This window comes from Streptomyces sp. NPDC093071, assembly GCF_044754545.1.
Taxonomy (GTDB): Bacteria; Actinomycetota; Actinomycetes; order Streptomycetales; family Streptomycetaceae; genus Streptomyces.
Map to the genome: position 1 here is coordinate 89151 of NZ_JBIVPH010000008.1, position 23396 is coordinate 112546.

Here is a 23396-nt window from a genome sequence, read left to right on the forward strand (position 1 = left end):
GATTGGCGCGATACGGGGCGGGGGAGCGTGTAGCTTGCCGGGTTCAGGCCCGCCCCGGATCTCCGGCGGGCCCGGAGGAGGGGGAATGACCGGGATGGGCGTACGCCTCGTGGTGGTCGACGACCACCGGCTGCACGCGGAGGCGCTCGCCTCGGCGCTGAAGCTGCGCGGGCACCGGGTGCTCGCGGCGGCCGCGCCGGTGGCGGGCGCGGCGGAGCTGGTGGTGAGCCGGGCGCCGGAGGTCTGCCTCCTGGGCACGGCGGCGCCGGACGGGCCGGGGGTCTTCGACCCGGTCGTGCGGATCAAGCGGGAGCGGCCGCAGGTGGCCGTGGTGGTGCTCGGCCCGGTGCCGTCGCCGCGCGGGATCGCGGCGGCGTTCGCGGCCGGGGCGTCCGGGTACGTCCGTCACGACGAGCGCATCGAGGGCGTCGAGCGGGCCCTGGTGAAGGCCAGGGCCGGGGAGTCGGCGGTGGCGCCGCAGCTGCTCCAGGGCGCCTTCGCGGAGCTGCTGCACCCCTCGGAGCAGCCGGACGACGAGGGGCAGCGGCTGCTGCGGCTCCTGACCCGGCGTGAGGTCGAGGTCCTGGTGCGGGTCGCGGAGGGCGAGGACACCCGGCTGATCGCCCTGGGCATGGGCATCGCCCCGAGCACGGCCCGCACGCACGTGCAGCGGGTCCTGATGAAACTGGAAGTCGGCTCCCGCCTGGAAGCCGCGGCCCTCGCAGCCCGCACGGGCCTCTTGGACAGAGCCTTGCCGGGGCCTAGGGGAGCCTCCTAGGGGCCGCCCGGCACCTACCTGCCGACGCCCCCCTGCACGGCACCCGCCTGTCGACACCCCCGCCCGGAACCCGCCGGCCGGCCTGTCCGGCGCCTGCCTGACGTCTGTCCGGCGCCTATCCGGGGCTTGTCCGGCGCCCGCCAGGCACCCGCTCCCATACCCGCACGGCGCTCGCCAGGCGCCCGCCCCGTACCCGCCCCACGGAATCCACGAGGCCCCCGCCCCGCGCCAGAGCGGCCCTCGCCATTGACGGCGATGTTGGAATGTGATTCTTTGTGCGTGGTTCTGTTTGATCGCGCTTGGTTCTGCCCGGAGGGCATCCCGTGAAGAAGACCGTCACCACGCTCGCCGACGGGCGCGAGCTCATCTACTACGACGCGCGCGATGACACCGTCCGCACCGCCGTCGACCCCCGCCCCCTCGCCCCCGTCGTCTCCCGCTCCGAGATCCGGTACGACGAGCTGACCGGCGACCCGGTCACCGTCGCCTCCCACCGGCAGGACCGCACCTACCTCCCGCCGGCCGAGGCCTGTCCGCTCTGTCCCTCGGGGGACGGCCGCGAGAGCGAGATCCCCGAGAAGGGCTACGAGGTGGCGGTCTTCGAGAACCGCTTCCCCTCCCTCTCCGGCGGCGCCGGCCGCTGCGAGGTCGTCTGCTTCACCGACGACCACACCGACTCCTTCGCCGACCTCACCGAGGAACGGGCCGCCCTCGTCCTCGACGCCTGGACCGACCGCACCGCCGCGCTCTCCGCCCTCCCCGGCGTCGAGCAGGTCTACTGCTTCGAGAACCGGGGCGCCGAGATCGGCGTCACCCTGCCCCACGCCCACGGCCAGATCTACGCCTTCCCCTACGTGACCCCCCGGACGGCCGCCATGCGGCGCCGCCTCGACGAGCACCGCGAGGCGACCGGGCGGAACCTCTTCGACGACGTCGTCGCCCGGGAGAAGAGGGACGGCGAGCGGGTGGTCCTGGAGACCGACCACTGGATCGCCTTCGTGCCGTACGCCGCCCACTGGCCGTACGAGGTGCACCTGCACCCCAAGCGCCGGGTGCCCGACCTGCTCGCCCTCGACGGCGACGCCCGCACAGAGTGCGCACAGGTCCTTCTGGAACTCTTGAGGCGCTTCGACCGGATCTTCGGCCCGGACGCCCCGCCGACGCCCTACATCGCCGCCTGGCACCAGGCGCCGTTCACGGACGGGCGGCGCGAGGACTTCGGGCTCCACCTGGAGCTCTTCACCGTCCGCCGGGCCCCCGGCAAGCTCAAGTTCCTCGCGGGCACGGAATCCGGCATGGGCGCGTTCATGAACGACGTACGGCCGGAGGGCGCGGCCCGACGACTCCGAGAGGTGGCAGACGCATGACGCAGAGGTATCTGGTGACGGGCGGGGCGGGATACGTGGGCAGCGTCGTCGCCGCCCACCTCCTGGAGCGGGGCCACCGGGTCACCGTCCTCGACGACCTCTCCACCGGCTTCGCCGAAGCCGTCCCGGAGGGCGCCGAGTTCGTCGAGGGCCGCGTCCAGGACGCCGCGGCGTGGCTCGACGGCTCCTACGACGCCGTCCTGCACTTCGCCGCCTCCTCCCAGGTCGGCGAGTCCGTCGAGAAGCCGGAGAAGTACTGGGAGAACAACGTCGGCGGCACCACGGCCCTGCTCGCCGCCATGCGCACGGCCGGGGTCCGCCGCCTCGTCTTCTCCTCCACCGCCGCCACCTACGGCGAGCCGGAGACCGTGCCGATTCCCGAGACCGCGCCCACCGCCCCCACCAGCCCCTACGGGGCCACCAAGCTCGCCGTGGACCACATGATCGGCGGCGAGTGCACCGCCCACGGCCTGGCCGCCGTCTCGCTGCGGTACTTCAACGTGGCCGGGGCGTACGGGCCGTACGGCGAGCGCCACGAGCCCGAGTCGCACCTGATTCCGCTCGTCCTCCAGGTCGCCCTGGGCCGCCGCGAGGCGATCTCCGTGTACGGCGAGGACTACCCGACCCCGGACGGCACCTGCGTCCGCGACTACATCCACGTCGCCGACCTCGCCGAGGCCCACCTCCTCGCGCTCGACGCCGTGACGGCCGGCGAGCACCTGATCTGCAACCTGGGCAACGGCAACGGCTTCTCCGTCCGCGAGGTGATCGAGACCGTCCGGAAGGTCACCGGCCACCCGGTCCCCGAGGTCGTCGCCCCCCGCCGCCCCGGCGACCCGGCCGTCCTCGTCGCCTCCGCCGGCACCGCGCGCGAGCGGCTCGGCTGGACCCCCTCCCGCCCCGACCTGGCGGACGTCGTCGCCGACGCCTGGGCCTTCGCCCGGAGCAGAGAAGGAGAGCGCCCGTGAACGTCGCCGCCGGATTCCAGAGCCTCTACGGGACCGCCCCCGACGGGGTCTGGGCCGCCCCCGGGCGGGTCAACCTCATCGGGGAGTACACCGACTTCAACGACGGCTTCGTGCTGCCGCTCGCCCTGCCGCACACCGCCGTCGCCGCCGTCTCCCGCCGCGACGACGGCGTCCTGCGGCTGCACTCGGCCGACGTCGACGGCGGGATCGTCCGGCTCGACGCGGACACCCTGGAGCCGCTCTCCGGCGGCGGCTGGGCGGCCTACCCGGCCGGGGTCGTCTGGGCCCTGCGGGAGGCCGGGCACCCGGTGACGGGAGCCGACCTGCACCTCGCCTCCACCGTCCCGACCGGCGCCGGACTCTCCTCCTCGGCCGCCCTGGAGGTCGTCACCGCGCTCGCCCTGAACGACCTGTTCGGCCTCGGCCTCTCCCGGCCGGAGCTGGCCCGGCTCGCCCAGCGCGCCGAGAACGCCTTCGTCGGCGTGCCCTGCGGGGTCATGGACCAGATGGCGTCCGCCTGCGCGGAGGAGGGCCACGCCCTCCACCTGGACACCCGGGACCTGTCGTACCGTCAGGTCCCCTTCGACCCGGCCGCCGAGGGGCTGACGCTGCTCGTCGTCGACACCCGCGTGAAGCACGCGCTCGGGGACGGCGCGTACGCCGAGCGGCGCGCCGGGTGCGAGGCGGGCGCGCGGGCGCTCGGCGTGCGCACCCTGCGCGAGGTCGGGGCCGCGCATCTGCCGGAGGCGCTCGCACGGCTGGACGACGGGACGGTCCGCCGGTACGTGCGGCACGTCGTCTCGGACAACGCGCGCGTGGAGCGGGTGATCGCGCTGCTGGACGCCGGGGACCCCCGGGCGGTCGGCCCGGTCCTCACCGAGGGCCACGCCTCCCTCCGGGACGACCTGCGGGTCTCCTGCCCCGAACTGGACCTGGTGGTCGCGGCGGCGAACGCGGCCGGGGCGCTCGGCGCCCGGATGACCGGCGGCGGCTTCGGCGGCTCGGCCGTCGTCCTGGTCGAGACCGACCGGGCGGAGAAGGTCGCCGCCGCCGTCGAGGAGGCCTTCGCCCTGGCCGGGCACGCGGCCCCGGGCGTCTTCCCGGCCGTCCCGTCGGCGGGAGCCCGCCGCCTCTGAGGAGCCCTTTCCGGCCTCCGCCCCCGACAGTTCCCCGATTCGGCCCCCGCCGTGACGCCCCGCCCCTACCCTGAGGGACAGCGCCGGTGGGGGCCGGCGCCGTTCAGGGGGCGAGGCCCGCCGGGTACGGCGCCGTGAGCGGGGGTATCTGTCCACGCACGGCGGCGGCCGTGTCCCACGACGGACCCGCCTCCGGCGCCGTGCCCGCGCCGGTCCGTTCCTCGACGCATGGGGGTGTCCGTGGCACGTATCCGTGTCCTGGTGGTGGACGACCACCGGATCTTCGCCGAGTCGCTGGCCGCCGCCCTCGCGGCGGAGCCGGACGTCGACGTCGCCGCGGCCGGCAGCGGTCCGGCGGCCCTGCGCTGTCTGGAGCGCGGCGCGGCGGAGGGACGCAGGTTCGACGTGCTGCTCGTCGACGCCGAGCTGGGCGCGGGCCCGTCCGGCGCGGTCCCGGCCCGCGCGGTGCCCGACGACGGCGAGGCCGCGGTGGACGGGATCTCCCTGGTCGCCGGGGTGCGCCGGATTCAGCCCGCCGTCCGGACCGTGGTCCTCGCGGAGCGGGACGACCCGCACCGGGCCGCGCTCGCCCTCCAGGCCGGGGCGTCGGGCTGGGTCGCGAAGGACTGCTCGCTCCAGCGGCTGCTCGCGGTGGTCCGGGGGGTGCTCAGGGACGAGACGCACCTGCCGCCGGCCCTGCTCACGGGCGTCCTGCGGGAGCTGACGGCGGCCCGCAAGCACCGTACGGACAGCGAGCGCCTGGTGGAGTCGCTGACCCCGCGCGAGCGGGAGGTGCTGCGCTGCATGGTCGCGGGCCTGGGCCGCAAGGCGGTCGCCGAGCGCCTCTTCCTCTCCCCGCACACCGTCCGCACCCACATGCAGAACGTGCTGGGGAAGCTGGGCGTGCACTCGACCCTGGCGGCGGTGGCCCTGGCCCGCCGCGCGGGCGTCGGCCCGGCGGAGGCCGTACCGGCGAAGGCGTCGGTGCCGGCGCCCGTACTAGCCGGGGACGTTGTCGAACGGGGCGGTCAGCCGGCGTAGCAGGGCGGCCAGTTCGGCGCGCTGGGCGCCGGAGAGCCGGGCCAGGATGGCGCGCTCCTGGGCGAGGAGTCCGGCGAGCGCCTCGTCGGCGCGGTCGCGGCCCTCGGGGGTGAGCCGGACGAGGACCCCGCGGCGGTCGCTGGGGTCGGGCAGCCGCTCGACCAGGCCCTTCTTGGTGAGCCGGTCGATGCGGTTGGTCATGGTCCCGGAGGTGACCAGGGTCTGGGTGAGGAGCTGGCCGGGGGAGAGCTGGTAGGGCGCTCCGGCGCGGCGCAGCGAGGTGAGGACGTCGAACTCCCAGGGCTCCAGCTGGTGCTCGGAGAAGGCGAGCCGACGGGCGCGGTCGAGGTGCCGGGCGAGCCGCGAGACGCGGCTGAGCACCTCGAGCGGTTCCACGTCGAGGTCGGGGCGCTCGCGGCGCCATGCTGCGACCAGTCGGTCGACCTCGTCCTCCATGACGATCAGTGTAGAGGGTCTGTTGACATAAAGTCTCTTCAGGTCAAGTTTCTTTACCTAAAGATTCTTTTGGCCAAGATATATTTCGCTGGACTATGGGGAAGGGACCCGGCCGGAACACCGTTCCGTTTCGGTCATTCGTTCCAGCAAGGGGGCTTCGAACATGCATTCCGTGGAATCCGCCGCGCCCACGTGGGATCCGCAGCAGTACCTCCGCCACTCCGGACACCGCGCCCGGCCCTTCCTCGACCTGCTCGCCCGAATACCGGGGCTGCCGGCCGAAGGCCGGCCCGCCCGGATCGCCGACCTCGGCTGCGGCCCCGGCAACGTGACGGTCCTCCTCGCCGACCGGTGGACCGACGCGCACATCACCGGGTTCGACCTCTCGCCCGAGATGCTGGAACGGGCCGAGAAGGACTGGGCGGGGACCACCCAGGGCGGTGGCTGGATCGACTTCCGGACCGCCGACGCCGCCCACTGGACCCCGGACGAGCCCTACGATCTGATCGTCTCCAACGCGGCCCTCCAGTGGGTCCCCAACCACCCCGAGTCCTTCGCCCCCTGGATCGACGGACTGCGCCCCGGCGGCACCTTCGCCTTCCAGGTCCCCGGCAACTTCGTCTCGCCCAGCCACGCCCTGCTCGGCGACCTCTGCGACGCCCCCGAGTGGCGCGACCGCCTCGGCGAGCAGGGCCGCCGCTTCGTCCACGTCCTCGACACCGCCGACTACCTGAACCGCCTCGTCGGCCTCGGCTGCGAGGCGGACGTCTGGGAGACCACGTACTGCCAGCTCCTCCAGGGCGAGGACCCCGTCCTCGACTGGGTCAAGGGCACCGCGCTGCGGCCCGTCCTCACCGCCCTGGGCGACGACCGGGAGGCGGTCGACGCCTTCCTCGGCCAGTACCGGGACCTCCTGCGCGAGGCCTACCCGCCCGGCCCGCACGGGACCGTCTTCCCCTTCCGGCGGATCTTCGCCGTCGCCCGCAAGCCGGCCTGAACGCGCTGGCGGGCCTGAACGCGCGGGTGCCCCGCACCGGAGGTCCCGGTGCGGGGCACCCGCGCGTGCGGAGGCCGTCACGACATGGCGTTGTAGATCCCGTAGCCGTTGCCGATCCGCGCCCGCGGCGTGAACTTGCCCGGCGAGGTGTTCAGATAGGCGTACAGGTCGCCGTTGGAGGCCACGCCGAGCAGGTCGCCCTTGCCGTCGGCGTTCAGGTCGCCCGGGGCGATCACCTTGGAGTAGGTGTGCCAGCCGGTGCCGATCTGCTGCCGCGTCTTGAACGGGGTCTTCGCGCTGCCGGTGCCCGCGTACAGGTACAGGACGCCGCCCGGGGTGCGGGCCACGATGTCGGAGCGCCCGTCGCCCGTGTAGTCGCCCGCGCCCACGATCCTGTCGTACGCGCCCCAGCCGGAGCCGACCCCGACCCGCGCCGCGAAGCCGGTGCCCGCGCCGTTGCCCGGGTACAGGTAGAGGACGCCGGACTTCTCCCGGGCCAGCAGGTCGCCCTTGCCGTCGCCGGTCAGGTCGCCCGGGCCCACGAGCGCGTTGTACACGCCCCAGCCGGAGCCGATGAGGCGGCCCTCGACGTAGAGCTTGTTCTGCAGGAGCTGCGCGAGGTCGGACGAGCCGTCCGGGTCCAGCGTGGACAGGTAGGTGAAGTCGGCCCCCGCCCAGCCGCCCGTGTCGCCGTACTGGGCGCGGGCGTCGAGCCGGCCGGTGTTGGTGCCGCCGTACCAGAAGAGCGTGCCGGCCTTGTCCCGGGCCATCACGCCGTCCTTCTCGAGGGTGACCGGGATGTTGCCCGCGCCGCCGAACTGCGTGATGCCGCTCCACGCGCCCGTCTTGCCGAGCTGCTGCCGGGCCGTGAAGGTGCCGTCGCCCCGCCCGGTGTAGTACCAGAAGGTGCCCTGCTGGTCGCGGGCGATCAGCTCGCCGTTGCCGTCGCCGGTGTCGTCGCCGACGGGGAAGAACTGGTTGTAGGCGTTCCAGCCGCCGCCGATCCTGACGCGCGCGGCGAACGGGCCGGACTTGTCGCCCCGGCCCGCGTAGAACCACAGGGTGCCGGCGGGGTCGCGGGCGATCAGGTCGGCCCAGCCGTCGCCGTTGTTGTCGCCGATGCCGGCGACCTGGTCGTAGCCGTTCCAGCCGTGGCCGACCTTCACGCGCGCGGAGAACGGCGCGTTGCGGTCGCCGGTGGCGTAGTACAGGTACAGGTCGCCGTTGTGCTCGCGGGCGAGCAGGTCCGCGCGGCCGTCGTCGTTCACGTCGCCGGGCGCGACCAGCTTGTTGTAGATCTGCCAGCCCCGGCCCTGCCAGGCGTACGAGGCGGAGGTGGGCGAGGCGTTCCGGTACAGCGAGAGCACGCCGTGCGCCGAGAGCGTCAGGACCTCGGGGCCGCTGACGTCCCCGTCCTGGTTGCCGATCGGTATGACGTCCTTCACGGGCTGTGAGGTCTTCCCGAGGAAGAGCCCGCCCCGTCCCGCGGCCGTGGCGGTGTAGAGGTTGCCGTCCCAGGCGCGGTAGATCAGGTCGCCGAGCCCGTCGCGGTCGAAGTCCGACAGCAGGGGCGAGGCACCGACGCCCGCGGTGCCCGCGGCGCCCGCGCGGGACGCGCCGGCGGCGGGCCGCTCCAGGGTCGGCGGGACGAAGCCGGACACGGGCTTCTCGGCGGCCGGACGCGGCGCCGGGGTGCCGGCGGAGGCGATGCCCGTGAGCACCGTGCCGGCGGAGAGCACGAGCGCGGTGCAGGCGGCGACGCGCCGGACGCGCGCGGAGTGCGGGAAGAGCAAGGGATCCCCCCCCAGGGATCGGAGGTTCGACGGAACCACACGGACGGATCGCGCGGACGTGGTCGCCGCGCGCACCGGAGGACGCGAACGGAAGGGCACGGACAGGAGCGGCCCGGGGGCTCGTACGGGACCGGGCGGCGTCGGCGCGGGTGCGCGGAGACGGCCTCGCCCGGCGGCCGGAACCCCCCTGGACGTCGGCCGCGAGTCTACGCGAGGCCTCCGCGCGGGCGGGCCCCGGGCCGGAACCCGACCGCGCGGTCCGTTCCGCCCGGCGCCCCCGGCATCCCCGGCACCCCGGAACGCGCGGGCGCCCCGCACCGGAACTCCGATGCGGGGCGCCCGCCGTACGACTAGTACAGCGTGTTGTAGATCTGGTAGCCGTGACCGATGTTGACGCGCGGCTTGAACGGGACGCGCGCCTCGCCGGTGCCGCTGTAGCGGAACAGCTCGCCGCCGGAGTTCACCGCGACCAGGTCGCCCTTGCCGTCGCCCGTGATGTCACCGGGCGCCGCCAGCTTGGTGTAGCCGTTCCAGCCGCTGCCGATCCCGACGCGGGCCTTGAACGGGCTGCCGGTCGCCTGGCCGGTGCCCGGGTACAGCCACAGCTTGCCGGCCTTGTCCCGGGCCACCAGGTCGTTCCGGCCGTCGCCGGTGTAGTCGCCCGAACCGACGATCGCGTTGTACGCGTTCCAGCCGGCGCCGATCTTGACGCGCGAGGAGAGCGCCGTGCCGTCGCGGTTGCTCCGGTACAGCCACAGGACGCCGGACTTGTCCCGGGCGACGAAGTCGCCGGTGCCGTCGCCGTTCAGGTCGCCCGGGCCCACGATCAGGTTGATCGAACCCCAGCCGGCGCCGAGGTAGCCGTTCATGCTGTAGAGGCCGCCCTGGAAGATCTGCAGGGTGTCGGAGATCGAGTCCCGGTCCAGCGAGTTGACCTCGTAGAGCGTGGCGCCGAGCGCGTCGCCGGTCTCTCCGAGCTGGTCGCGCGGGGCCAGCTTGCCCGTGCCCAGGGTGTTGTACCAGTAGAGCGAACCGGCCTTGTCGCGGGCCAGCATCCCCTCCTTGCCGTGCGCCGGGACGTTGCCCGCGCCGCCGATCTGGTACGCGCCGCCCCACTGCGAGCCGACCTGCTTGCGGGCCGTGAAGTGGCCGCTTCCGGTGCCGAAGTACTCCCACAGCCTGCCGTCGGCGCCGCGCGCGAGGAGGTCGGGGATCCCGTTGCCGTTGTCGTCGTCGATGCCGACGACCTGGTTGAACTCCTGCCAGCCGTGCCCGACCTGCTTGCGCGCCTTCACCGAGTACGGGCTGCCGGTGCTCCCGTAGTAGAAGAGCAGGCCGGAGGGGGTGCGGGCCAGGAAGTCGCCCCGGCCGTCGCCGTCGCTGTCGCCCAGACCGATCAGGTGGTCGTAGGCCCCCCAGCCGTTGCCGACCTTCTGGCGGGCGCGGAACGGGGCACCGTACGAGCCGGTGGAGACGTAGACCCACAGCTCGCCGGAGGGCGTGCGGGCCAGCACGTCGGCGCGGCCGTCGCCGCTGATGTCGCCGGGCGAGAAGACCTTGTTGTAGATCTGCCAGCCGGCACCGGACCAGCGCTGGTAGGCGTACGACGGGGAGGCGTCCTCGTAGAGGGTCGCCACGCCGAACTTCGACACGGTCAGGACCTCGGGGCCGCTGCCGTTCTTGTCCTGGTCGCCGAGCGGGATGATGTCCTGGGCGAACTCGTTGAACCCCGAGAACTCGGAGCCCTGGTTCTGGGTCGTGGTGGTGTAGACCGTACCGCCGACGCGGTAGATGAGGTCGCCCCGGCCGTCGCCGTCGAGGTCGGAGCGCGGAGCGGTGCCGGCGTTCGAGGCGCCGGTCGCGTGGGCGGTGCCCTCGTAGGGCGGCAGGACCCGCTTCAGGGGCTCGGCGGCCGGGGCCGGCTTCTCGGTGGCCGGACGCGGCGCCGGGGTGTCGGCGGACGCGGTGCCCGCGAGCAACATGCCCGCGGAGAGGGCGAGGGCGGTGCAGGCGGCGACCCTACGGGCGCGCCGGGAACGCGTGAAGAGCAAGAGATCCCCCCCAGGGATCCAGAGGTTCGAGAGAACCAGCAAGTTCGACAGAACCACACAGGGGGGTTCGCACGGGCATCGAACGGCGTCAGCGCGCGCGGAGGCACGCGGAGACGGCGTCGTTCGACGGTTCGAAACACCCCCCCGGATGTTGAACACGATTCTACTCATGGACGCGCCACTGGCCAGGGGTTTACGGCCTGAATCCGACTGTCCGGTCAGTTTCCGCGCCGCCTGCCGCCTGCCGCCTGCCGCCTGCCGCCCGCCGCCCGCCGCGCGCCCCGCCCCTCAGCTCTTCCGGTGCCCTATCAGCCGCGGCTTCTGCTCCAGACCGTCCAGGCCGTGCCACGCCAGGTTCACCAGGTGCGCCGCGACCTCCGCCTTCTTCGGCTTGCGCACGTCCAGCCACCACTGGCCCGTGAGCGCCACGCTGCCCACCAGCGCCTGCGCGTACAGCGGCGCCAGCTTCGGATCGAACCCCCGCGCCTTGAACTCCAGGCCCAGGATGTCCTCCACCTGCGTGGCGATGTCGCTGATCAGCGACGCGAACGTGCCCGTCGACTGCGCCACCGGCGAATCCCGCACGAGGATCCGGAAGCCGTCCGTGTAGTTCTCGATGTAGTCGAGCAGCGCGAACGCCGCCTGCTCCAGGAGCTCCCGCGGATGCCCCGCCGTCAGCGCCCCCGTCACCCCGTCCAGGAGCTGGCGCATCTCCCGGTCGACCACCACCGCGTACAGCCCCTCCTTGCCCCCGAAGTGCTCGTACACCACCGGCTTGGAGACCCCGGCCTTCGCCGCGATCTCCTCCACCGACGTGCCCTCGAAGCCCTTCGCGGCGAACAGCGTGCGGCCGATGTCGAGCAACTGCTCCCGGCGCTCCGCGCCCGTCATCCGCACCCGGCGCCCGCGCCGGGGAGGCTTCTGCTCTCCGCCGCTGCCGCCACTGCCGCCGGTCCTGCCCTCGATCGCCACGTCTTCCATCATGCCGCGTCTGCGGACGCGGCCCGGCGGCGGGCTTCCACGCGGGACTTCACCGGCCAGCGCACGTCGTACGCCCAGCCCGCCTTCTCGAACCAGCGGATCAGCCGCGCGCTGGAGTCGATCTGGCCGCGCAGCACCCCGTGCCGCGCCGACGTCGGGTCCGCGTGGTGCAGGTTGTGCCACGACTCGCCGCAGGACAGGACCGCCAGCCACCACACGTTGCCCGAGCGGTCGCGCGACTTGAACGGACGCTTGCCCACCGCGTGACAGATCGAGTTGATCGACCACGTCACGTGGTGCAGCAGCGCCACCCGCACCAGCGAGCCCCAGAAGAACGCCGTGAACGCGCCCCACCACGACCACGTCACCAGGCCGCCCACCAGCGGCGGGATCGCCAGCGACACGATCGTCCACAGCACGAACTGGCGCGAGATCGCCCGGATGGCCGGATCCTTGATCAGATCCGGCGCGTACTTGTGCTGCGGCGTCCGCTCCTCGTCGAACATCCAGCCGATGTGGGCCCACCACAGGCCCTTCATCAGGGCCGGGACCGTCTCGCCGAACCGCCACGGCGAATGCGGGTCGCCCTCCGCGTCCGAGAACTTGTGGTGCTTGCGGTGGTCCGCCACCCAGCGCACCAGCGGCCCCTCCACCGCCAGCGAACCCATCACCGCGAGGGCGAGCCGCAGCGGCCGCTTCGCCTTGAACGAGCCGTGCGTGAAGTAGCGGTGGAAACCGATCGTGATCCCGTGGCAGCCGATGAAGTACATCGCCACCATCAGCCCCAGGTCCAGCCAGCTCACCCCCCAGCCCCACGCCAGCGGCACCGCCGCGAGCAGCGCCACGAACGGCACCGTGATGAACAGCAGCAGGGCCACCTGCTCGACCGAACCCTTGCTGTCGCCGCCCAGCGTGGCGGAGGGCAGGTGCCCGGCACCGTCCGGACTGTCCGGCGCCTCGGGCGCGGAGGTCACTTCGGGGCTCATGGTCATGGGTCTCCCTGGGGAGTGAGGGAAAAAGGGGTGACGCGCGCGGAAACGCGCACGGAAACAGCGCCGTGGCTACGGCTCCGTAACCTACGGTGTCGTAAGTATGGCAGCGTCGTGGCGCGCGGCAAGAGGGCACAAGAGGGGCCCGGCCGCCACCGGAGGGACGGCCACCTATCCTTGGTGCGTCGGACAGCGCGGTCCGCAAGCCTCCAGAACACCTCCAGACGTGCTCAAACACTGCAAGGAGCCGCACCTGTGAGCAGTGCCGACCAGACCTCCACCGCCAGCGCCGAGCTGCGCGCCGACATCCGCCGACTGGGCGACCTCCTGGGCGAGACCCTCGTCCGGCAGGAGGGCCACGAACTCCTCGACCTCGTCGAGCGGGTCCGCGGCCTCACCCGCGAGGACGGCGAGGCCGCCGCCGAGCTGCTCCGCGGCGTCGAACTCGAGACGGCCGCCAAGCTCGTACGCGCCTTCTCCACCTACTTCCACCTCGCGAACGTCACCGAGCAGGTCCACCGCGGCCGCGAACTCCGCGAGAAGCGCGCCGCCGAGGGCGGCCTCCTCGCCCGCACCGTCGACATGCTCAAGGACGGCGACCCCGAGCACGTCCGCGAGACCGTCAAGAACCTCAACGTGCGGCCCGTCTTCACCGCGCACCCCACCGAGGCCGCCCGCCGCTCCGTCCTCAACAAGCTGCGCCGGATCGCCGCCCTCCTGGAGACCCCGGTCGGCCAGGCCGACCGGCGCCGCACCGACCTGCGCCTCGCCGAGAACATCGACCTCATCTGGCAGACCGACGAGCTCCGGGTGGTCCGCCCCGAGCCCGCCGACGAGGCCCGCAACGCCATCTACTACCTCGACGAGCTGCACGCCGGCGCCGTCGGCGACGTCCTGGAGGACCTCGCCGCCGAGCTGGAGCGCGTCGGCGTCGAGCTGCCCGCCGGAACCCGCCCGCTCACCTTCGGCACCTGGATCGGCGGCGACCGGGACGGCAACCCCAACGTCACCCCCCAGGTCACCCGCGACGTCCTGATCCTCCAGCACGAGCACGGCATCACCGACGCCCTCGAACTGGTCGACTTCCTGCGCGGACTCCTCTCCAACTCCATCCGCTACACCGGAGCCACCCAGGAGCTCCTGGACTCCCTCCAGCGCGACCTGGACCTCCTCCCGGAGATCAGCCCCCGCTACAAGCGCCTCAACGCCGAGGAGCCGTACCGCCTCAAGGCCACCTGCGTCCGGCAGAAGCTCGTCAACACCCGCGAGCGCCTCGCCAACGGCACCGCGCACCAGGACGGCCGCGACTACCTCGGCACCGCCGAGCTGATCCACGACCTCACCCTCATCCAGACCTCGCTGCGCGAGCACCGCGGCGCGCTCTTCGCCGACGGGCGCATGGACCGGGTCATCCGCACCCTCTCCGCCTTCGGCCTCCAGCTCGCCACCATGGACGTCCGCGAGCACGCCGAGGCCCACCACCACGCCCTCGGCCAGCTCTTCGACCGCCTCGGCGAGGAGTCCTGGCGGTACGCGGACATGCCCCGCGACTACCGGCAGAAGCTGCTCGCCAAGGAGCTGCGCTCGCGCCGCCCGCTCGCCCCGACCCCGGCCCCCCTCGACGCCGCCGGAGAGAAGACCCTCGGCGTCTTCCACACCGTCAAGGAGGCCTTCGAGCGCTTCGGCCCCGAGGTCATCGAGTCGTACATCATCTCGATGTGCCAGGGCGCCGACGACGTCTTCGCCGCCGCCGTCCTCGCCCGCGAGGCCGGACTGATCGACCTGCACGCCGGCTGGGCCAAGATCGGCATCGTGCCGCTCCTGGAGACCACCGACGAGCTCAAGGCCGCCGACGTCATCCTCGACGCCATGCTGGCCGACCCCTCCTACCGGCGCCTGGTCTCGCTCCGCGGCGACGTCCAGGAGGTCATGCTCGGCTACTCGGACTCCTCCAAGTTCGGCGGCATCACCACCTCCCAGTGGGAGATCCACCGCGCCCAGCGGCGCCTGCGCGACGTCGCCCACCGCTACGGCGTCCGCCTCCGCCTCTTCCACGGCCGCGGCGGCACCGTCGGCCGCGGCGGCGGCCCCTCGCACGACGCGATCCTCGCCCAGCCCTGGGGCACCCTGGAGGGCGAGATCAAGGTCACCGAGCAGGGCGAGGTCATCTCCGACAAGTACCTCATCCCGTCCCTGGCCCGCGAGAACCTCGAACTGACCGTCGCCGCCACCCTGCAGGCCTCCGCCCTGCACACCGCGCCGCGCCAGTCCGACGAGGCCCTCGCCCGCTGGGACGCGGCCATGGACACCGTCTCGGACGCCGCCCACACCGCCTACCGCAAGCTCGTCGAGGACCCCGGCCTGCCGGCGTACTTCCTCGCCTCCACCCCCGTCGACCAGCTCGCCGACCTGCACCTGGGCTCGCGGCCCTCCCGCCGCCCCGGCTCCGGCGTCTCCCTCGACGGACTGCGCGCCATCCCGTGGGTCTTCGGCTGGACCCAGTCCCGCCAGATCGTCCCCGGCTGGTACGGCGTCGGCTCCGGCCTCAAGGCCCTGCGCGAGGCCGGACTCGACCCGGTCCTCGGCGAGATGTACGAGCACTGGCACTTCTTCCGCAACTTCCTCTCCAACGTGGAGATGACGCTCGCGAAGACGGACCTGCGGATCGCCCGCCACTACGTCGACACCCTGGTCCCCGACGACCTCAAGCACGTCTTCGACGCCATCGAGGCCGAGCACGAGCTGACCGTCGCCGAGGTCCTCAAGGTCACCGGCGGCGAGAAGCTCCTGGACTCCAACCCGGTCCTCCAGCAGACCTTCGCCATCCGCGACGCCTACCTGGACCCGATCTCCTACCTCCAGGTCGCCCTCCTCGCCCGCCAGCGCGCGGCCGCCGAGCACGAGGAGGACCCGGACCCGCTGCTCGCCCGGGCCCTGCTCCTCACGGTGAACGGCGTGGCGGCGGGCCTGCGCAACACCGGCTGACCCCCACCCGCACGCACACGGCGAAGCCCCCGCCGGGATCTCTCCCGACGGGGGCTTCCCCATGAGTACGGCCCAGCGGCTCAGAAGCTCAGAGGCCCGGAAGCTCACGGGCCCGGAAGCTCAGAGCGCGAAGAACGTCGCCACCAGCAGCCCCGCGCCCAGCCCCGCCAGCGACCACGCCGTCCGCGGCAGCCGCAGCCCCCCGCCGACCAGCGGCGCCGCCAGGAGCAGCGCCCCGCCCAGCGGCAGCCAGGCGTGCAGCCCGCCGCCCCAGCCCGCCCGTACGCCCTCGTCCGTGCCCGGCTTCACCACCACCGGGATCGTCATCCCCGGACCCGCCGCCACCGAGCGCCCTATGGACAGCGTCCGGGACGCCGGACCCGGCTCGCCCGGGACGTAGCGCCCGCTGCACGTCTCCTCGCCGCAGGCCGTCACCGTCAGGGTGCCGTGCTCGCGCCCCTTGCCCAGCAGCACGTGCTGGGCCGAGGACCACGAGGCCCACACGCCCGCGACGACGAGGAACAGGGCGACCAGGGCCAGGGCGGCGTTACGGACGTGCGTCATGACCCGCGATCGTACAGTCGTACGGCCGTATGCCCGTACGCCCGTATGACCGGCCTCAGGAGTTGTACGCGGACTGGGCCCGCTCCAGGCCCTCGGCCACCAGGCACTCCACCGCGTCCGCCGCCCGGTCCACGAACCAGTCCAGGTCCTTGCGCTCCGTCGACGAGAAGTCCTTCAGGACGAAGTCCGCGACCTGCATCCGGCCCGGCGGACGCCCGATCCCGCACCGCACCCGGTGGTAGTCGGCGCCCATCGCCTTCGTCATCGACTTCAGGCCGTTGTGCCCGTTGTCGCCGCCGCCCAGCTTCAGCCGCAGCACCCCGTAGTCGATGTCCAGCTCGTCGTGGACCGCCACCACGTGCGCCGTCGGCACCTTGTAGAAGTCGCGCAGCGCCGTCACCGGACCGCCCGACAGGTTCATGTACGACATCGGCTTCGCCAGGACCACCCGGCGGCTCGAAGGCCCGGGCGGGCCCATCCGGCCCTCCACGACCTGCGCCTGCGCCTTCTGCGCCCGCTTGAACGAGCCGCGGATCCGCTCCGCGAGCAGGTCCGCGACCATGAAGCCGATGTTGTGGCGGTTGGCCGCGTACTCGGGCCCCGGGTTGCCGAGGCCGACGATCAGCCAGGGGGCGTCGGCGTCGTCCGTCATGTGCGTCAGGTCTCCTCGTGTTCGTGAGCCGTGGTGTCCGTACCCGTACAAGGGAAACGGGGTGACGGGCCGCACGGCCCGTCACCCCGTCACGTCAGGCAGAGCCTACGGCTCAGGCCTCGGCGCCCTCGGCGGTCTCGCCCTCGGCGGCCTCGGTGGCCTCGCCCTCGGCGGCCGGCTCCTCGGCCTGGGCGGCCAGGACCTGGAGGACGACGGCGTCGGCGTCGGTCACCAGGGTGGTGCCCTTGGGGAGCTCGATGTCCTTGGCGAGGACGGAGGCGCCGGCCTCCAGGCCCTCGACGGAGACCGTGAAGGACTCGGGCAGGTGGGTGGCCTCGGCCTCGACGGAGAGGGTGTTCAGCACGTGCTCGAGCAGGTTGCCGCCGGCGGCCAGCTCGCCCTCGGCCTGGACCGGGACCTCGACGGTGACCTTCTCGCCGCGCTTCACGAGGAGCAGGTCGACGTGCTCCAGGAAGCCCTTCAGCGGGTCGCGCTGCACGGCCTTCGGGATCGCCAGCTCCTGGCCCTTGCCGTCGATGTCGAGGGAGAGCAGGACGTTCGGCGTACGCAGGGCGAGCAGCAGCTCGTGGCCCGGAAGGGTCAGGTGGACCGGGTCCGTGCCGTGGCCGTAGAGGACGACGGGGACCTTGTTGTCACGGCGGATCTTGCGGGCGGCGCCCTTGCCGAACTCCGAGCGGACGGAGGCGGCGATCTTGACCTCGGACATGGTGCACTCCTCGTAGAAGGTGACGGAAGACGAAGTCACCCGGCCACGACTGGCGATGGCCTGCTACGAAGAGCGCGTCGATAACGGACCGCCGTGACCCCCTACGGGTACGGCCTCCCTCGCCGAGCAACTTCGGCAGTCTACCCGCCGCTCCCGGAGCGCCCAAATGGATCAACGGATCGGCGGGAGCGCGGGAGAGGGCCGCCTCCCCACCGGGGAAACGGCCCTCTCCCCTACTTCTCCGGGGCTCAGTGCTCCTCGAAGAGGCTCGTCACCGAGCCGTCCTCGAACACCTCGCGCACCGCGCGCGCGATCGTCGGCGCGATCGAGAGCACCGTGATCTTGTCCAGCTCCAGGGCGCCCGGCACCGGCAGCGTGTCCGTGAACACGAACTCGCTGACCTTGGAGTTCTTCAGGCGGTCGGCCGCCGGACCCGACAGGATGCCGTGCGTCGCCGTCACGATGACGTCCTCGGCGCCGTGCGCGAACAGGGCGTCGGCGGCGGCGCAGATGGTGCCGCCGGTGTCGACCATGTCGTCCACCAGGACGCAGACGCGGCCCTTCACGTCACCGACGACCTCGTGCACGGTCACCTGGTTGGCGACGTCCTTGTCGCGTCGCTTGTGCACGATCGCGAGGGGGGCGTCCAGCCGGTCGCACCAGCGGTCGGCGACCCGCACGCGGCCCGCGTCCGGGGAGACGATCGTCAGCTTGGAGCGGTCGACCTTGGCGCCCACGTAGTCCGCGAGGACCGGCAGCGCCGACAGGTGGTCCACCGGGCCGTCGAAGAAGCCCTGGATCTGGTCCGTGTGCAGGTCCACGGTCAGGATCCGGTGCGCGCCCGCCGTCTTCAGCAGGTCCGCCACCAGACGCGCCGAGATCGGCTCGCGGCCGCGGTGCTTCTTGTCCTGACGGGCGTAGCCGTACGACGGGATGATCACGGTGATGCTGCGGGCCGAGGCCCGCTTCAGCGCATCGATCATGATCAGCTGCTCCATGATCCACTTGTTGATCGGAGCCGTGTGGCTCTGGATCAGGAAGCAGTCCGCACCACGGGCCGACTCCTGGAAGCGGACGTAGATCTCACCGTTGGCGAAGTCGAACGCCTTGGTGGGAACGAGGCCGACGCCCAGCTGGTGCGCGACCTCCTCGGCCAGCTCGGGGTGGGCGCGGCCGGAGAAGAGCATCAGCTTCTTCTCGCCGGTCGTCTTGATCCCGGTCACAGCACTGTCTCCTCAGACGTGTTCTCTGGCCGCGATCCGCGCTCCCGTGCGCGTGGGCGAACCAGCCGAATTTGTGTGCACGTATCACGGTACGCCGAGTTCGGCGTACCTGTTTCCGGTCAGCTTTCGACCGCGGACCCCTCCGGGCCGGCCTGAGCGGCCTGCGCGGCGGCGCTGCCGGGCCGCTTCCGGGCGACCCAACCCTCGATATTCCGCTGCTGGCCCCGGGCCACGGCCAGGGCGCCGGCCGGCACGTCCTTCGTGATCACGGACCCGGCGGCCGTGTAGGCGCCGTCCCCGATCGTGACCGGTGCCACAAACATGTTGTCCGAGCCGGTCTTGCAGTGCGAGCCGATCGTGGTGTGGTGCTTCGCCTCGCCGTCGTAGTTCACGAAGACGCTCGCCGCGCCGATGTTCGTGTACTCGCCGATCGTCGCGTCGCCCACGTACGACAGGTGCGGGACCTTGGTGCCCTCGCCGATCGTCGCGTTCTTCATCTCGACGTACGTGCCGGCCTTGGCCTTCGGGCCGAGGTTCGTGCCCGGACGCAGGTACGCGTACGGGCCCACGGAGGCGCCCGCGCCGACGGTGGCCGAATCCGCCACCGTGTTGTCCACCCGGGCGCCCGCGCCGACGGTGGTGTCCTTGAGGCGGGTGTTCGGGCCGACCACGGCGTCCTCGGCGACGTGCGTGGCGCCGAGCAGCTGCGTGCCGGGCAGGATCACGGCGTCGGGCTCGAAGGTCACCGTCACGTCCACGAGGACCGAGGCGGGGTCGACGACGGTCACGCCGGCGAGCATGGCGCGCTCCAGGAGGCGCAGGTTGAGGAGGCCGCGGGCCTCGGCGAGCTGCACCCGGTTGTTGATGCCGAGGATCTCGCGGTGGTCGGCGGCCACGGAGGCACCGACCCGGTGCCCGGCCTCGCGCAGGATCGACAGCACGTCGGTGAGGTACTCCTCGCCCTGGCTGTTGTCGGTCCGCACCTGGCCCAGGGCCTCGGCGAGCAGCTTCCCGTCGAACGCGAAGACGCCGGAGTTGATCTCCTTGATCGCGCGCTGCGCGTCGGAGGCGTCCTTGTGCTCGACGATCTCGGTCACGGCGCCGGTCGCCGCGTCCCGCACGATCCGCCCGTAGCCGGTGGAGTCGGGGACCTCGGCGCTCAGCACGGTGACGGCGTTGCCGTCGGCCGCGTGGGTGTCCGCCAGGGCGCGCAGGGTCTCGCCGGAGAGCAGCGGGGTGTCGCCGCAGACGACCACGACGGTCCCCTCGGGCGCCTCGCCCAGCTCCTCCAGGGCCATCCGCACCGCGTGCCCGGTGCCGTTCTGCTCCTCCTGGACGGCGGTGCGGGTGCCGGCGTAGTGCTCCTCCAGGTGGCCCCGCACCTGCTCCCGGGCGTGCCCGACGACCACGACGAGGTGCTCGGGCTCCAGCTCCCGCGCGGCGGACACGACGTGCCCGACGAGCGAGCGTCCGGCGATCTCGTGCAGGACCTTGGGGGTCTTCGACTTCATGCGGGTGCCCTCACCCGCTGCGAGGACGACGACGGCTGCCGGGCGGTTGGCGCTCACGGGAATGCCCTTCGGCTTTGGGTGGTGGACGCACGAAGGATACCGGGGGGTCGGGGAGCGGACATGAGCGCGGGTCCCGACCGTGGAGGTCGGGACCCGCGACAAGGGGCTCCCGGAGAAGGATTCGAACCCTCATTCAATGGACCAAAACCATTTGTCCTGCCCTTAGACGATCCGGGATGGTCCGCCCGCTACGTCCGATTCTCTGGCGAGGGAATCGGGACGGCCCCTACTATGCCGCACCAGGCGCCTTCGATGCGACGGTACAGATCGACGCTCCCCAGGATTTGGATCACGAGGCAGCCGTGATAGCCGGCGTCCACGTTCTTCCGGTTGGTCCGGGGATTGTGGCGCTTGATGGTCGTCTTGTTGAAGGCCGAGGGGGCGGCGCCGACGAGGTCGCCCCAGTACCGCTCGGCCCTGGCCGCGTCGGCGGTCTCGTGGATCATCACGCAGTACCTCCGGCGCTCGCGCTCGATCCCGAGGAGGTCGAGCCAGGCGCTGAAGACCCGGATCATGCCGGGATCGCTGTTCACGAACACCACGCGCTCCCGGCGGTCGTACGGCTTGTCCTTCGAGCCCTCCGCCCAGTAGAGCCCCACGCCCAGCAGGAAGAGTTCGCGCTCCGAGAGGGCTCCGACCTCCTCGGCCGCCGTGCGCTTGGTCACTTCCCGCTCCTCCTCGCGCCGCCGCAGCGTCGCCTCCCAGCCTCGTCGGGCGATCGCGGACGCCTCCTCCCGGGTCCGTTTCCGTTCCGGCTTCGGCAGATCCCGGACCCATAGCGAGATCGAGCTCTTCGAGCAGCCGAGCTCGGCCTGGATCCGGTCGTACGTCCAGCCCTCCAGACGCAGCTCGCGGGCGCGGGCACGGAGGTCGTCCTTGGCGTTGGGGCGCTTGGTCCAGTCCGGCGGGGGTTCGCCTTCGAGGAGGCGGTTGAGGATGTCGTTGTTGTCGACATGGAGGCGGTCTCTGATCTGGCGGCGGCTGAGGCCTTCGCGGCGGAGTGCGGTCGCCTGCTCGCGCAGGTTCTCGAAGTCCGCGTACTTGCTCGGAACGGATGTCATACGCACACCCTCGTCCGCAATGCGGATGCCTGAAGTCGAAAACCCTGTCGATTCAACAGTTCGAGGGACTGGTGTGCACAGCGTTGACGAGAGGGGCGTCGGGCCCTGGCCCGCCCGTAGGGTGGTGGGCATGACCGTAACGGGGGCAGATCGGGACGCCGCGGGCGTCGGGGGCCGGTGGTGGGGGAAACGGCGGAGCGCCGTTCTCGACGTGGGGCTCGCGGGCGTGTCCGCGCTGGAGTGCGGGCTCGAGGGGATCGGGTTCGCGGAGAAGGCCGCGCTGCCCGTGCCCGTGGGGGTGGTGTTCGGGCTGGTCGTCGGCTCCGTCCTGGTCGCGCGCCGCCGCCGGCCCATCGCCGTCGTGCTCGTGTCGATCGCCGTCGCGCCCGCCGAGATGGGCTTCCTGATGGGGATCGTCGGGCTCTACACGCTCGCCGCCTCCGACGTCCCCCGCCGGATCACCGCCGTCCTGGCCGCCATGTCGACGACGGCCGTGTTCGTCGTGACGGTGGTCTCGCTGCGGCAGGACATCGCCCGGGCCGGTCTGGAGACGAGCGCGTGGTACGTGCCGGGCACGGCGCTCCTGCTGACCCTCGGGCTCAACGCGCCGCCGCTCCTCCTCGGCCTCTACATAGGGGCCCGCCGCCGGCTCATGGAGAGCCTGCGGGAGCGCGCCGACAGCCTGGAGCAGGAGCTGTCGCTCCTCGCCGACCGGGCCGAGCAGCAGGCCCAGTGGGCGCGGCAGGAGGAGCGGACCCGGATCGCCCGCGAGATGCACGACGTGGTCGCCCACCGGGTGTCGCTGATGGTGGTGCACGCGGCCGCGCTCCAGGCGGTGGCCCTGAAGGACCCGCAGAAGGCCGTGAAGAACGCCGCCCTGGTCGGCGACATGGGCCGCCAGGCGCTGACCGAGCTGCGCGAGATGCTCGGCGTACTGAGGGAGGGGGCCGTTCCCGCCGCCCCTGCGCCGGTGCCGCTGGCCGCCGTCGGGCGGGCCGCCGCCGCCGCTGCCGAGGCCGCCGCCGACGACGGGCCCCGCCTGGACGCCCTGGAGGCGCTGTGCGAGCAGTCGCGGCTCGCGGGGACGGTCGTGGAGCTGATGGTGCTGGGGGAGGTGCGCGCGTACCCGCCGGAGGTGGAGCGCACGGCGTACCGCGTGGTGCAGGAGGCCCTGACCAACGTCCACAAGCACGCGGTGGGCGCCGAGGTCGTGGTGCGGCTCGCGCACCGCGGGGCGGAGGTCGCGATGCAGGTGGAGAACGGGCCGTGCCCCTCGGACGCGGGTGCCGCGGACGCCGGGCTGCCCAGCGGGGGCAACGGCCTGGTCGGGATGCGGGAGCGGGTGTCCCGGCTGGGCGGCGCGTTCGTGTCCGGTCCGACGGACGCGGGCGGCTTCAAGGTGTCGGCGGTGCTGCCGGTGCGGGCGCCGGAGACGGTGTAGCCCTCCGCCGGTGCGGACGCCGGAGACGGTGTGGCCCTCCGCCGGTGCGGGCGCCGGAGGCGGTGTGGCCCTCCGCCGGTGCGGGCGCCGGAGGCGGTGTGGCCCTCCGCCTGCCCCTATCCCGCCGTCAGCCGGGTCGGCTGCGCCCCCGTCACCAGCGCCGCGAGCGCCGCGTCGATGTCCTTGCCGAGGTACCAGTCGCCCGCGTGGTCGAGGCTGTACACGCGTCCCTCCGCGTCCATCGCCAGGACCGCCTGGTGGTCGCCCTCCTCGCCGAGGGGGGCGAGCTCGGTCTCCAGGGCGCGGCCGAGGTCCGCGAGGGTGCGGGAGAGGTGGAGGCCGGCGAGCGGGTCGAAGCGGACGGCGGCGGGGGCTATCTGCCGGCCGTGGCCGGGCGCGGTGATCCGCAGGCCGCCGAACTCGGCCCAGGCCTCGACGACGGCGGGGAAGACGCTGTGCCGGTGTCCGGCGGGGGAGACGTGGGCGCGCAGGGCGTCGGCCCACTCCTCGGCGAGCTTGATGTCCCAGCGGCCGGGCTGCCAGCCGGCCTCGCGGAGGGCGGCGTCGACGTTGACCGGGAAGCGGGTGGTGCTGTGGTCGGGCATGGGGGTGCGG

General features: G+C 72.8%; 20 protein-coding genes and 1 tRNA gene. 8 read left to right on the forward strand and 13 right to left on the reverse strand.

Annotated features, from left to right (window positions below; genetic code table 11):
- Positions 1 to 94 precede the first annotated feature (94 nt).
- From ACIQD7_RS26195 to ACIQD7_RS26215, 5 genes are all read left to right on the forward strand, one after another.
- Positions 95 to 778: a LuxR C-terminal-related transcriptional regulator gene (locus tag ACIQD7_RS26195; RefSeq protein WP_121831346.1), complete on the forward strand. Its 684-nt coding sequence runs from the start codon at positions 95 to 97 to the stop codon at positions 776 to 778.
- 323 nt (positions 779 to 1101) lie between these two features.
- Positions 1102 to 2145: a galactose-1-phosphate uridylyltransferase gene (gene galT, locus ACIQD7_RS26200; protein WP_402444713.1), complete on the forward strand. Its 1044-nt coding sequence runs from the start codon at positions 1102 to 1104 to the stop codon at positions 2143 to 2145.
- Positions 2142 to 3113: a UDP-glucose 4-epimerase GalE gene (gene galE, locus ACIQD7_RS26205; protein ID WP_402444715.1), complete on the forward strand. Its 972-nt coding sequence runs from the start codon at positions 2142 to 2144 to the stop codon at positions 3111 to 3113. Before galT ends, galE begins: the two co-directional genes overlap by 4 nt.
- Entirely contained in the window at positions 3110 to 4249 is a 1140-nt protein-coding gene (gene galK, locus ACIQD7_RS26210) for a galactokinase (protein ID WP_402444717.1), read from the forward strand. Before galE ends, galK begins: the two co-directional genes overlap by 4 nt.
- A 228-nt stretch (positions 4250 to 4477) precedes the next feature.
- Positions 4478 to 5290, forward strand: a complete 813-nt coding sequence (locus ACIQD7_RS26215) for a LuxR C-terminal-related transcriptional regulator (RefSeq protein WP_402444719.1) — start codon at positions 4478 to 4480, stop codon at positions 5288 to 5290.
- Here the strand turns inward: ACIQD7_RS26215 and ACIQD7_RS26220 are convergent.
- Complete coding sequence (locus ACIQD7_RS26220; RefSeq protein ID WP_030216727.1) at positions 5249 to 5746, reverse strand: MarR family winged helix-turn-helix transcriptional regulator; 498 nt, start codon at positions 5744 to 5746, stop codon at positions 5249 to 5251. The genes ACIQD7_RS26215 and ACIQD7_RS26220 overlap by 42 nt on opposite strands.
- A 163-nt stretch (positions 5747 to 5909) precedes the next feature.
- Between ACIQD7_RS26220 and ACIQD7_RS26225 the strand changes: the two genes are divergently transcribed.
- Positions 5910 to 6743: a trans-aconitate 2-methyltransferase gene (locus tag ACIQD7_RS26225; RefSeq protein ID WP_402444721.1), complete on the forward strand. Its 834-nt coding sequence runs from the start codon at positions 5910 to 5912 to the stop codon at positions 6741 to 6743.
- A gap of 77 nt (positions 6744 to 6820) precedes the next feature.
- On the opposite strand, the gene ACIQD7_RS26230 is transcribed toward ACIQD7_RS26225, so the two are convergent.
- The 4 genes from ACIQD7_RS26230 to ACIQD7_RS26245 form a co-directional block, all read right to left on the reverse strand.
- The gene (locus ACIQD7_RS26230) at positions 6821 to 8536 is read right to left on the reverse strand and encodes an FG-GAP repeat domain-containing protein (RefSeq protein WP_402444723.1); all 1716 of its coding nucleotides are present in this window, start codon (positions 8534 to 8536) and stop codon (positions 6821 to 6823) included.
- A 350-nt stretch (positions 8537 to 8886) separates the two neighbouring features.
- Positions 8887 to 10587: an FG-GAP repeat domain-containing protein gene (locus tag ACIQD7_RS26235; protein ID WP_402444724.1), complete on the reverse strand. Its 1701-nt coding sequence runs from the start codon at positions 10585 to 10587 to the stop codon at positions 8887 to 8889.
- Between the two features lie 288 nt (positions 10588 to 10875).
- Positions 10876 to 11568 (reverse strand): TetR/AcrR family transcriptional regulator, encoded by a 693-nt coding sequence (locus ACIQD7_RS26240; protein ID WP_062757048.1) that lies wholly within the window; start codon positions 11566 to 11568, stop codon positions 10876 to 10878.
- Positions 11568 to 12560, reverse strand: a complete 993-nt coding sequence (locus ACIQD7_RS26245; protein WP_402444725.1) for an acyl-CoA desaturase — start codon at positions 12558 to 12560, stop codon at positions 11568 to 11570. Before ACIQD7_RS26245 ends, ACIQD7_RS26240 begins: the two co-directional genes overlap by 1 nt.
- A 252-nt stretch (positions 12561 to 12812) precedes the next feature.
- Here ACIQD7_RS26245 and ppc point away from each other — a divergent pair, with 252 nt between their 5' ends.
- Positions 12813 to 15542: a phosphoenolpyruvate carboxylase gene (gene ppc / locus ACIQD7_RS26250; protein ID WP_402444727.1), complete on the forward strand. Its 2730-nt coding sequence runs from the start codon at positions 12813 to 12815 to the stop codon at positions 15540 to 15542.
- A gap of 120 nt (positions 15543 to 15662) precedes the next feature.
- Here the strand turns inward: ppc and ACIQD7_RS26255 are convergent, their stop codons facing one another.
- From ACIQD7_RS26255 to ACIQD7_RS26285, 7 genes are all read right to left on the reverse strand, one after another.
- The gene (locus tag ACIQD7_RS26255; protein WP_121831341.1) at positions 15663 to 16106 is read right to left on the reverse strand and encodes a hypothetical protein; all 444 of its coding nucleotides are present in this window, start codon (positions 16104 to 16106) and stop codon (positions 15663 to 15665) included.
- 55 nt (positions 16107 to 16161) lie between these two features.
- Complete coding sequence (pth, locus tag ACIQD7_RS26260; RefSeq protein WP_383415563.1) at positions 16162 to 16758, reverse strand: aminoacyl-tRNA hydrolase; 597 nt, start codon at positions 16756 to 16758, stop codon at positions 16162 to 16164.
- Between the two features lie 112 nt (positions 16759 to 16870).
- On the reverse strand, positions 16871 to 17485 hold the full coding sequence (locus ACIQD7_RS26265) for a 50S ribosomal protein L25/general stress protein Ctc (protein ID WP_402444729.1): 615 nt from the start codon (positions 17483 to 17485) through the stop codon (positions 16871 to 16873).
- Between the two features lie 248 nt (positions 17486 to 17733).
- Entirely contained in the window at positions 17734 to 18708 is a 975-nt protein-coding gene (locus ACIQD7_RS26270; RefSeq protein ID WP_030216703.1) for a ribose-phosphate diphosphokinase, read from the reverse strand.
- 119 nt (positions 18709 to 18827) lie between these two features.
- A complete protein-coding gene (glmU, locus tag ACIQD7_RS26275; RefSeq protein WP_121831344.1) occupies positions 18828 to 20276 on the reverse strand; it encodes a bifunctional UDP-N-acetylglucosamine diphosphorylase/glucosamine-1-phosphate N-acetyltransferase GlmU in 1449 nt (482 codons plus the stop codon).
- A gap of 109 nt (positions 20277 to 20385) precedes the next feature.
- A tRNA-Gln gene (locus tag ACIQD7_RS26280) sits at positions 20386 to 20456 on the reverse strand.
- Positions 20457 to 20467: 11 nt separating this feature from the next.
- Complete coding sequence (locus ACIQD7_RS26285) at positions 20468 to 21340, reverse strand: helix-turn-helix domain-containing protein (RefSeq protein WP_402444732.1); 873 nt, start codon at positions 21338 to 21340, stop codon at positions 20468 to 20470.
- A gap of 130 nt (positions 21341 to 21470) precedes the next feature.
- Here ACIQD7_RS26285 and ACIQD7_RS26290 point away from each other — a divergent pair, with 130 nt between their 5' ends.
- Entirely contained in the window at positions 21471 to 22781 is a 1311-nt protein-coding gene (locus tag ACIQD7_RS26290) for a sensor histidine kinase (protein ID WP_402444734.1), read from the forward strand.
- Positions 22782 to 22897: 116 nt separating this feature from the next.
- Here the strand turns inward: ACIQD7_RS26290 and ACIQD7_RS26295 are convergent, their stop codons facing one another.
- A complete protein-coding gene (locus tag ACIQD7_RS26295; RefSeq protein WP_121833961.1) occupies positions 22898 to 23386 on the reverse strand; it encodes an SUKH-3 domain-containing protein in 489 nt (162 codons plus the stop codon).
- Between the last annotated feature and the right edge of the window lie 10 nt (positions 23387 to 23396).